General features: G+C 67.7%; 10 protein-coding genes. 7 read left to right on the top strand and 3 right to left on the bottom strand.

The features are described 5' to 3' along the window. Window positions 1-356: 356 nt before the first annotated feature. Window positions 357-1,232, top strand: coding sequence for a transglycosylase SLT domain-containing protein (locus tag AC1DVI_RS29030; protein ID WP_476960921.1), 876 nt, complete (start codon window positions 357-359; stop codon window positions 1,230-1,232). A gap of 90 nt (window positions 1,233-1,322) precedes the next feature. Here the strand turns inward: AC1DVI_RS29030 and AC1DVI_RS29025 are convergent, their stop codons facing one another. Beyond that, window positions 1,323-1,700, bottom strand: coding sequence for a hypothetical protein (locus AC1DVI_RS29025; RefSeq protein ID WP_476960920.1), 378 nt, complete (start codon window positions 1,698-1,700; stop codon window positions 1,323-1,325). 262 nt (window positions 1,701-1,962) lie between these two features. On the opposite strand from AC1DVI_RS29025, the gene AC1DVI_RS29020 reads away from it, so the two are divergent. After that, window positions 1,963-2,355 carry a hypothetical protein gene (locus AC1DVI_RS29020; protein ID WP_149168156.1) on the top strand — a complete coding sequence of 131 codons (393 nt, stop codon included), beginning with the start codon at window positions 1,963-1,965 and terminating at the stop codon, window positions 2,353-2,355. Between the two features lie 138 nt (window positions 2,356-2,493). Continuing rightward, entirely contained in the window at window positions 2,494-2,838 is a 345-nt protein-coding gene (locus AC1DVI_RS29015) for a hypothetical protein (protein WP_476960919.1), read from the top strand. 81 nt (window positions 2,839-2,919) lie between these two features. On the opposite strand, the gene AC1DVI_RS29010 is transcribed toward AC1DVI_RS29015, so the two are convergent. Further along, the gene (locus AC1DVI_RS29010) at window positions 2,920-4,977 is read right to left on the bottom strand and encodes a cellulase family glycosylhydrolase (protein ID WP_476960918.1); all 2,058 of its coding nucleotides are present in this window, start codon (window positions 4,975-4,977) and stop codon (window positions 2,920-2,922) included. 399 nt (window positions 4,978-5,376) lie between these two features. Here AC1DVI_RS29010 and AC1DVI_RS29005 point away from each other — a divergent pair, with 399 nt between their 5' ends. Further along, on the top strand, window positions 5,377-5,778 hold the full coding sequence (locus AC1DVI_RS29005) for a hypothetical protein (RefSeq protein ID WP_476960917.1): 402 nt from the start codon (window positions 5,377-5,379) through the stop codon (window positions 5,776-5,778). Window positions 5,779-5,820: 42 nt separating this feature from the next. Here AC1DVI_RS29005 and AC1DVI_RS29000 read toward each other — a convergent pair whose 3' ends face one another. Next, window positions 5,821-6,072, bottom strand: a complete 252-nt coding sequence (locus AC1DVI_RS29000) for a hypothetical protein (protein ID WP_476960916.1) — start codon at window positions 6,070-6,072, stop codon at window positions 5,821-5,823. Window positions 6,073-6,407: 335 nt separating this feature from the next. Between AC1DVI_RS29000 and AC1DVI_RS28995 the strand changes: the two genes are divergently transcribed. Genes AC1DVI_RS28995 through upp form a run of 3 tightly spaced genes read left to right on the top strand, consistent with a single transcriptional unit; the run spans window position 6,408 to window position 9,555 of the window. Further along, window positions 6,408-7,670, top strand: a complete 1,263-nt coding sequence (locus AC1DVI_RS28995) for a GTP cyclohydrolase II (RefSeq protein ID WP_476960915.1) — start codon at window positions 6,408-6,410, stop codon at window positions 7,668-7,670. Next, the gene (locus AC1DVI_RS28990; protein WP_476960914.1) at window positions 7,667-8,875 is read left to right on the top strand and encodes a URC4/urg3 family protein; all 1,209 of its coding nucleotides are present in this window, start codon (window positions 7,667-7,669) and stop codon (window positions 8,873-8,875) included. The genes AC1DVI_RS28995 and AC1DVI_RS28990 overlap by 4 nt, the downstream gene beginning before the upstream one ends. Before the next feature lie 29 nt (window positions 8,876-8,904). Then, on the top strand, window positions 8,905-9,555 hold the full coding sequence (upp, locus tag AC1DVI_RS28985) for a uracil phosphoribosyltransferase (protein WP_476960913.1): 651 nt from the start codon (window positions 8,905-8,907) through the stop codon (window positions 9,553-9,555). The last annotated feature ends 40 nt before the right edge of the window (window positions 9,556-9,595 follow it).

The raw sequence follows: 9,595 nt of genomic DNA, 5'->3' as shown, positions 1-9,595 counted from the left end.
TCAAGCCTTTGTTTTCACACTGGCCCGACATTACTTCGCCTTATCTTCTGTTCCCTTGCCGCCGTCGCGCTTCTCAGCGGCCCCGGCGTCGTGGGAGCCGGGTTATAGGCGGGTCGGCCAAACCCGGCAAGAGCTTTTTTCCATCGACCAGCATTTTTTCTGAAACGCCAGCGTCACAATGAGCCATAGGCCACAGAACCGCGGTCACAGAACCATTGGTCACAGACAGGGCCATTCAGGATTTGAGAGAAATGTGCAATCTTGCCGTCCCGGTCACCCACCGGTCATCCGATCGATCGTCACAACAGGTGGACGGCACTGTGCGTTTCAGAAAATCGCTCCTGACGGCGGCCCTTTTGTCCGGCCTTCTCGCGGCGTGCGCCAGCGATCCGTCATCCTCCTCCCGCGACACCAACATCGACGCTCACATATCGGAGGCCTCGCGCCGCTTCGGGATGCCGGAGCAGTGGATTCGTGAGGTCATCCGCCAGGAGAGCGGCGGGCGCACCATGATGAACGGACGCCCCATCACCAGCCATGCCGGCGCCATGGGTCTGATGCAGGTGATGCCGGTGACCTATTCGGAGATGCGCCGCAAGCACGGGCTGGGTTCCGACCCCTACCACCCGCGGGACAACATCCTGGCGGGCACCGCCTATCTTAGGGAGATGTACGACCTGTTCGGGTCGCCCGGCTTCCTTGGCGCCTACAATTGTGGGCCGGGCTGCTACGCCGACTATCTGGCCGGCAACCGCCGCCTGCCCGGCGAGACGCGGCGCTACATCGCGTCTGTGTCGCCGCGCCTGGAGGGTGGCATCACCGGCGGCACGGTGGAAGTCGCCAGCCTACCCGCCACGCAGCCTCCGCCCATTTCCGCCGCTCCGGCCCCGGTGCCGGTGACCCCGGTGCCGGCCCCGCCGGTCGCTCCCCTGCCCCCGCCAGTCATCGCGGCCACGCCGTTGCCGGTGAAGGTCGCCTCGGCGGGCGGCTGGACCGTCCAGCTCGGCGCCTTCCGGTCGCCCGACGACAGCGCCCGCATCATCGACCGGGCGCGCCGGTCCATGCCGGGCACGCTGAGCCGCACGGAGCGGGTGGTGCAGACGGTGGACACCCAGAGCGGACCGCTCTACCGCGCCCGGCTTACCGGCCTGACGCAACAGGACGCGGCGCAGAGCTGCGCCGGGCTGACGGGCATGGGCATGGCCTGCTTCGTGGTGCCCCCGGGCGCGTAAGCGCCCGGTATTCCAATGACACGCGCGTGAGCGTCTGGCATTTCAATGATAAGCGCGTGAGCGCTTGGCATCACCGAGCTGGGCGCGGGTTCAGATGTCGAGCGGCAGGGAATCGAGGTTCAGGCCCAGGCGGCGGACGATCTCCGCCGCCGTGTTCAGGTTGGTCTCGAACTTCCAGGTCTGGCCGTTGGGGCGGTATTCATTGACGTTGGGGCGCCCGTTCGCGAAGCGGTAGGGCTGCACGCTGTACCAGCGGGCGTCGCTCATGCCGATCCCCTGCTCCGCGGCGTAGGACTCGGCAACCTGCGGCCACATGATACCCCCGGGCTGGGTGGGCTGGTCGCTGTCCAGGAAAGCGACGATGCGGGCGCCATTCAGTTCGAAGTCCACGCGCTGTTTCACACCACCGTCGGTGGAATTGCTGGGGACGGACACGGCCGAAGTCTGCGGCACTGTTACCTTTTCCATGACCTATAGCTCCGATTTGTCTGACAGCGTATAGGCAGTGGCGCACAGGAACCAGAGGCAAAATGCTCCGACCGGCCCCGCCGGCTTGCAAAAGCGGCGACCGGGTCCCGCGGAAGATGCCGGGGCGGTGGCGCACACGGCTTTCGTCATAACCTGCGATCGAAGAATTACCGCGGCCGGGCCATCGTTGGGGATTCCCACGGACCGTAGGATGCGCTAGATTCAGTTTTGGTTTTGTTCGCAGCCACCATCCCTGGTCAGAATGGCCCGCCTCATCGACCGTCCCGCCGAACATCAGGACCGTTCCATAGCCCCCAGCCCGGCCGCTCCGCGGTGCGAGCATTGTGGGCGTCCGCACGGCCATACGTTGCGCTGCCTGCCCGACGGCCGCTGGCTGTCGCCCGACGGACTCTGGTTCAGCGACGAGGGTGACCCGGCGCCCTGGCCGGACGTGGTCGAATATGCCGGGGTCAGGACCTCGCGGAGCATCGTCGGGCTGTACCGCCGCCGCGCCGAGAAGGCGATGGAACGGCGGTGGCTGTGCCGGCGTTGTCATATGGTCACCGCGCGCGACGAGCATCGGCGCGTCACCCGGACCCGGTCCCTGATGCGCCTTGCGCTCGGCGATCTGTTCGAGGGAACCTACACCATCTGAAGGGCTGCTCGGCCCTTCCGGGGAAAGAAAGCCAGACATCCCATGCAGCACGGACATTCGACGCGCCGCGGGGTCGAGCCGCGGCGTACGGTGGGGGACTCCGCTTCGCGCCCCGCGAGGCCGGTCGATCCCGTCGTAATGGCCCTGAACCTGCTGAACGGTCCCCGCACCCGGGGGGCGCTTCTCAAGGCCGTGGAGGAACGGGTGAAGACGGATGCGGAGGAACGCCGCCGCTTCGCCGCCGCCGCCGGACGGGTGCAGGGCGCCACGGGCGAGCAGGCGCTGACTCAGGCGGTCGGCAATTACCTGCGCGACCTGTCCCGTCTTCCCGAAGCCGGGCGCAGCGGCCCCTATCTGTGGCTGGCCGAGACGGTTGCCATCCTGGCCGGCGGTGGGCGTCCGGGACAGCCGACCACCTTGCTCCGCGACCCGCGGGCCGAGGCGGAAGCGCTGTTCCGCCCGCGTGGGGCAGCCTCGGTGTAACGAAGGCACCGGTAAACAGGAAAGACCCGGCGCCGGAGATCGTCCGGTGCCGGGCAGTCTATCCGCGATCAGAGACAGCGATCAGGCGATGGTGCCGTCGAACAGGGCCGGTTCGATGGCGTTCATCTTTGCCGTGTTTACCGCCCAGTCGTCGGTCATGATACCGCCGGTGTCGCCCGAGCCGGGGCTCCAGGCCCAATAGGTGAAGCTGACGCCCTGGTCGCCCGCCGCCAGATCGGACTTGCCGTCTCCGTTGTAGTCACCGTCCATGTATTTGACCATGGCGTCGAGCCACTGCTTGTCCTGGCCGGTCTCCAGCTTGGTCCCGAACTCGCCGACCAGGACCGGCGCGATGTCCTTCTGAACGATCCAGCCCCAGGCGTCCGTCCAGATGTCCTTCATGTTGTTCGGATAGGCGGGATCGTTGAACCAGCCGAAGCCGGCCATCGACGGCGGGTAGTCGTGGACGGAATAGACCAGCTTGTTGTCGATGTTGAAGTCGACCGGGTCGGTCTTCACGCCGTCCAGGTTGCCACCCCACCAGTAGGTGCCCTCGGACGAGTTCTCGACGCCCTCGACGATCAGCAGCCAGTTCGGGTTGACCGACTGGACGGCGTTGCCGATGCGCTCCGCCGCGGCCTTCCAGTCGGTGGCCTGGTTGCCATCACCCCAGGTGGCCTGGCCGTGCGGCTCGTTGTGCAGGTCGGCGGCGACGACCGACGGGTTGTCGGCGTAGCGCTGGGCCAGCATCTTCCAATTCTCGATCATCTTCGATTCCGGATACTGGCTGGTGTACCAGAGCCCGTTCTCGTTGGCCGAGGCACCGTCGCCGGAGCGATGGTGGTCGAGGATGATCTTCATGCCGGTCTGATCGGCGTGTTCGATGATCTTGTCGAACACCTCAAGGCTGGTCTTGCCCTGAAGCTCCGGGTTCTTCGAATAGTCGATGCCGGTCGGCATGCGGCCGTTGTCCAGCATGGCGTCCGACCAGGGCAGGCGGATGGTGTTGAACCCCTGGTCCTGCATCTGGTTCATGATGTTCTTGTAGCTGTCCTGCCACAGGCCCTGCGGGGCGAAAGCATAGCCCTCCGCGCCGAACCAGTTGACGCCGGTCAGCTTCACGTTGTTGCCGGCGCTGTCGACGATCTGGCTGCCCTCGGTGTGCAGGTAGCCGCCGCTGGACCCGGCGCCGCTGTCGGTGGAGGGGGTCGTCACCGGGGCGGTCGGGGTGGTCGGCGTCGTGGAGGGCGCGGTGGCGGAGCCGGAGGTGAACAGGCCCTTGTCGGCCTCGACCACCAGCGTGCCGTTCCACCACAGGTCGGCCTGCCCCTTGATGACGTCCTTGCCGTCGAGTGCGCCCTTGTCGTAGCCGACCGCGGAGTCGGTCGGGGCGTATTCGTGGCCGTTGATGGTCACGCTGCCGACATGCAGGTTGCGGTCCTGACCGTTAACGGTGGCGTCGTTGTCGTACTGGACCTGGATCTTGTGCGCCTGATCGGCGGCCAGATCGGTCTTGAAGGAGAAGTCCTTGGACTCCGTGCCGGCCGTGCCCTCGCCGATCGTCTTGCCGTCCGCCAGCACCGTGAAGTGCGCGTTCTGGCCCGCCGCGGCGGTGCCGCGGGCGTTGATGGTGATGGTCGAGGAGCCGGTGGCGGCGGAGGCGTCGCTGCCGCCCGTAGCGGCGCTGTCGGCCTCCGGCGCGGCGGGGGTGCTGCCGGAAGCGGCCGTGTCGGGCGTGGCACCATAGAGCGACGCCGGGGTAGAGAAGCTCAACGCCCCGTTCCACCACAGGCCTTCCTGGCCGGCCACGGTCCCGCCAGCGTCGTCGTGCCGCTCGTAGCTCGCGTCAGTCGGGCTCAGCGTATGGCCGTTGATGACGATGGATTTGATGCCCAGGTCGCGGCTCGACCCTGCGTTCACGTCGTCGTTGTCATAGACAACCTGGACTTTGTGTGCCTGACCAGAGGAAACGTCAACGTCGAATGTATAGGCTTTCGGCTCGGCCGAGCCCACCGACGCCTGACCAACATCCTTGCCGTCGATCATCAGACGAAAGTGAGGATTCACAGCGTCCGAAGAGGTGCCATAAGCGTTCACGACGATTTTGGATTTGGTCAAACCAGTGGAGGTCGTCGCCATTTGTCTATTCCATTGCGGTTTCGATGGCTAGACCGTGGCTCCAGATGGTTAATGAGATACTAATAATTTCTTTAAAATGAATTAACCATTTGTGGCAAATAGGAGCGGCCGGCGGTTGGCTTTGTCTGATGCGGCGGCGCAACAGCAGGCCCGCTCTGGGTTTGCGGGGGACGCGCCGCGGACACCGCCGCCGCCCTCGCGCCGGACCGTTCGGCGCCCGTGCCCCAGCCTGGTCACAGGCGGGAGGCCAATCGGTTCACATCCGGGATGCCGCCATCGTCCCGGTGTGGACAGCGTGGTGCGAGCCGGCGCGGAGCCCGCTCTTCCGAAGTGTCAACCCGCGGGCGAAGCCGCACGTGCTACACTGCGCGCCATGACGGATGGTGGATGATGACGGGCATGAGGATTGTGGCGGCGCTTTGGACGGCGGCTTTGGCGACGGCCTTGGCAACCGCGTTTGCCGGCGCGCCGGTTCAGGCGTCTCCGGCTCCCGCCGTGGGGCAGAGCGTGTCGCTGGTGACCACCAGCGGATCGGCCACCTTCAAGCTGTGCCGCAACTGGGTGTTCACCCACACCTGCCGCGAGTACGGCAACGTGCCGGTGCCCGCGCGCATCGCGGCGGGCGATTCGTTTGAAATCACCTTCGGCAGCAACCCGAAGACGATGTGGTTCCGGGTCAAGGCGGTCCTGCTTCAGGACGGACGCTGCCTGCTCATCCCCAAGCACGAGGATATGCCCGCCAAGGGCGAGAGCGAGCCGGTGGACATGCTGATCGTGGACCCGTGCCGCGTCCTGCGGTGAAGGTGCGCCCGGTCGCGGGCCACCTTCCGCAGGACAAGGCGCTCAACGCAGCGGGATGTTCATCTGGACGCTGAGGCCCGGTGCGGGCGCGTAGTAGACAGGCGGCGGTGGTGCGTAGACCACGCGCGGTGCCGGGGCGTAGTAGACAGGCGGCGGACGGCGCATCACCACGACCGGCGGGGGCGGTTCGTAGATCACCACGGGTCCGTGCCCACGGTGGTGATGTTTGTGCTTGTGCTTCTTCCAGCGGCCATGATCGTCGGCCATGGCCGGAGCGGCAAGGACGAACGTCAACACCAGGCTTCCCAGCGCCACGCCCCATCCACGCTTGCCAAACCCACCCTCGCCCGATTGGCCCGCACCTGAGTGGACGGACATTTCCAGCATCCTTTTTCTGCGATCGGTCGACCCGATACTAACAGCAGATCGTGTGCCCAAGCTCTGGCTCCAACCATCCGCCCTGGGACAAATTTCGGGCACCCCCTATTCCCCGAAGGGGGTGCTCCCCGGCGGAAATGGCGGGTCGAAAACTGAACGAACGTCAGGGGTTTCGGCCATTCGATTTGGTGTTCGCAGGCGCCGAAACTGTGTCACACTGTCGCATGGTGAATGGCATCGGGAGCGTCCGTATGGAAAGCCGCCGCAACCAGCCGCAACGTCACATCGTTCTCGCCTCGCACCCGACCGGCGGCGCCAAGCCGCGCCACACCCCGGTCCATTGGGGCGCCCCCACCGCCGCGGAGCGCGGGCCGGTCGTCGCCTCCCTCTCCGACCCGGCGCAGCGCAATTCCATCGGCGCCCACGCCGGCAGCTACGCGGTCTACCGGGCGCTCGCCGTCGCGGCGGGGCAGCTCAGCGCCTATCACGTGCCGGACCTGACCAACACCGCCCCGGCGGAGCCCATCGGCCCGCACCCGCAATGGGGCGACCCGGAGACGATCGTCTCCATCGACCCCTTCGGCCACATGGTCAGCGAGGCGTTCGGCGAGCATCTGGCGCGCGGCGTCGACGTGCGCCCGACCATCGCCGTGACCAAGGCGCGCATCAAGATGCCGGAGCTGGTGGACGCCATGCGGGCCGGACGGCTGGCGGCGGACGGCCAGATCCTGCTGCCCAGCGGCGATGCCCGCGTGACCAAGGTCGCCATCGAGCCGGTGTGGTTCCTGCCCGGCATTGCCAAACGTTTCGGCATCACCGAGAGCGCGCTGCGCCGCGGCCTGTTCGAGCACACCGGCAGCATGTTCCCGGAGCTGGTGACCCGCCCCGACCTGAAGGTCTTCCTGCCGCCGATCAACGGGCTGACCGTCTACATCCTGGGCGACGTGGCGGCGCTGACCGACCCGGCGCGCAAGGTGGCCTGCCGGGTCCATGACGAGTGCAACGGGTCGGACGTCTTCGGTTCCGACATCTGCACCTGCCGCCCCTACCTGACCCACGGCGTCGAGGAGTGCATCCGCACCGCGCAGGAGAATGGCGCCGGCCTTGTCATCTACAACCGCAAGGAAGGGCGGGCGCTCGGCGAGGTGACCAAGTTCCTGGTCTACAACGCGCGCAAGCGCCAGCCCGGCGGCGACCGGGCGGAGGCCTATTTCGAGCGGACGGAGTGCGTGGCCGGCGTCCAGGACATGCGCTTCCAGGAGCTGATGCCCGACGTCTTCCACTGGCTGGGCGTCACCCGCATCGACCGCATGGTGTCGATGAGCAACATGAAGTCCGACGCCATCCGCCGCGCCGGCATCGAGATCGTCGAGCAGATCCCGATCCCCGAGGAGCTGATCCCCGACGACGCCAAGGTGGAGATGGACGCCAAGAAGGCCGCCGGTTACTTCACCCCCGCCGTGCCGACCGCGGAGGAGCTGACCGTCGCCAAGGGCCGGGGGCTGACCGATTGAGCGCCGTCGGCGACGATGATGTGGGGTGGCTGCTCTCCGCCGACGCGGTGCGCCAGCGCGCCCACGCGATCCTGGCGAAGGCCGAACGCGGCGACCTCGCCCATTTCGAGCTTCGCCCGGACCGGCTGCTTGATGCCGCCGCCCTGGTCGCCGCGGTGACGCGGGAGTCCTACCCGGACCTGGACGTACCCTATCACAGCCGCTGGCGGCACTTCGTGGTGAACGGCGACGACCGCTGGGCGACGCTTGCCGCCGGGCTGAGGGCGGACGCCGACGAGATCGCACGCATCCGCTTCGACCTCGCGGTGACCAGCGTTCTGCTGGACGCCGGTGCCGGCGACCGCTGGCGCTACCGCGACAAGGACGGCGTCGAGTTGGCCCGCTCCGAGGGGTTAGCGATCGCCAGCTTCGACCTGTTCCGGTCCGGCGGCTTCGCCGACGATCCGGTCCACGCCCCTTTGCGCGCCGACGCGGCCACCCTCTCGGCCATGACCGGGACGGCGCTCGCCCGCAGCTTCCAGGCCGGGCCGGACAACCCGCTGGTCGGGTTGGAGGGGCGCGCGGCGCTGCTGCGCCGGCTGGGGAGCGCACTGACCGCCGCGCACGACCTGTTCGGCACGCCGGGGCGGGTCGGCACCCTCTACGACGCGCTGAAGGCGCAGGCCGTGGATGGGACGCTTCCCGCCTCCGCCATCCTCGATGCGGTGCTGCGCGGGCTGGGGCCGATCTGGCCGGGCCGGATCGAGCGCGGCGGCATCAATCTCGGCGACAGCTGGACCCATTCGGCGGTCGGCCTCGTCCCCTTCCACAAGCTGTCGCAATGGCTCAGCTACTCGCTGGTCGAGCCGCTGGAGGAGGCCGGCATCGCCGTCACCGGGCTGGACCGGCTGACCGGCCTGCCGGAATACCGCAACGGCGGGCTGTTGGTGGACAGCGGCGTTCTGGTGCCGAAGGACCCGCGCCTCCTCACCGACGAGTTGGAGGTGGGGGACGAGGCGGTGGTGGAGTGGCGCGCCCTGACCGTCGCCCTGCTCGACCGTCTCGCCGACGATGTGCGCGCCCGGCTGGGCGTGCCCAGGGAGTCCTTCCCGCTCGCCAAGGTTCTCCAGGGCGGCACCTGGACCGCCGGCCGCCGGATCGCCCGCGAGCGCCGCCCCGGCGGCGGCCCGCCGATCCGCATCCGCAGCGACGGCACCGTCTTCTGATGTGACGCCAACCACCCGAAGGGTCGCCCATGCCCATCCCGACGCTGCCCATCCCGACGTTGACGGTCATCGACCACCCTCTGGTCCAGCACAAGCTGACCCTTCTGCGGCGGCGGGAAACCCCCACCGCCCGGTTCCACGAGGTGATGCGGGAGGTGTCGCAGCTGATGGGCTACGAGCTGACGCGCGACCTTCCCCTGGAGGACCGCCCGGTGGAAACGCCGCTGGCCAGCTTCGACGCGCCGCTGCTGACCGGCAAGAAGCTATGCCTCGTCTCCATCCTGCGGGCCGGGCAAGGGCTGCTCGACGGCATGCGCACGCTGCTGCCGTCGGCCCGCATCGGACACATCGGCCTCTACCGCGACCAGGAGACGCTGACCCCCGTCGAGTATTTCTTCAAGGTGCCGGAGGACATCGAGGAACGGCTGGTCATCCTGGTCGATCCCATGCTCGCCACCGGCCACACGGCCGTCGCGGCGGTGCACCGGCTGAAGGACGCGGGTGCCGCCTCGATCAAGCTGGCGGTGCTGGTGGCCGCCCCGGAGGGCTTGCGCACCTTCCACGACGCGCACCCCGACGTGGCGGTCTTCACCGCCGCGGTGGACGAGCGGCTGGACGGGAATGGCTACATCCTGCCCGGCCTGGGCGACGCCGGCGACCGGCTTTACGGCACCCGCTGAGAATCGTTGCCGCCCTTTTGGTCACATGCCACCCTGCCGA

This window comes from Azospirillum sp. P4_B5 (assembly GCF_056402275.1).
Note: the sequence above shows the minus strand (reverse complement) of the source record. Positions and strands in the feature narration are given on the sequence as shown.

Coding starts and splice junctions, on each gene's coding strand:
- AC1DVI_RS29015 (WP_476960919.1), top strand. CDS start 2,494: ATGGCCCTGAACCTGCTGAACGGTCCCCGCACCCGGGGGGCGCTTCTC.
- upp (WP_476960913.1), top strand. CDS start 8,905: ATGCCCATCCCGACGCTGCCCATCCCGACGTTGACGGTCATCGACCAC.
- AC1DVI_RS29005 (WP_476960917.1), top strand. CDS start 5,377: ATGAGGATTGTGGCGGCGCTTTGGACGGCGGCTTTGGCGACGGCCTTG.
- AC1DVI_RS28995 (WP_476960915.1), top strand. CDS start 6,408: ATGGAAAGCCGCCGCAACCAGCCGCAACGTCACATCGTTCTCGCCTCG.
- AC1DVI_RS29025 (WP_476960920.1), bottom strand. CDS start 1,700: ATGGAAAAGGTAACAGTGCCGCAGACTTCGGCCGTGTCCGTCCCCAGC.
- AC1DVI_RS29010 (WP_476960918.1), bottom strand. CDS start 4,977: ATGGCGACGACCTCCACTGGTTTGACCAAATCCAAAATCGTCGTGAAC.
- AC1DVI_RS29020 (WP_149168156.1), top strand. CDS start 1,963: ATGGCCCGCCTCATCGACCGTCCCGCCGAACATCAGGACCGTTCCATA.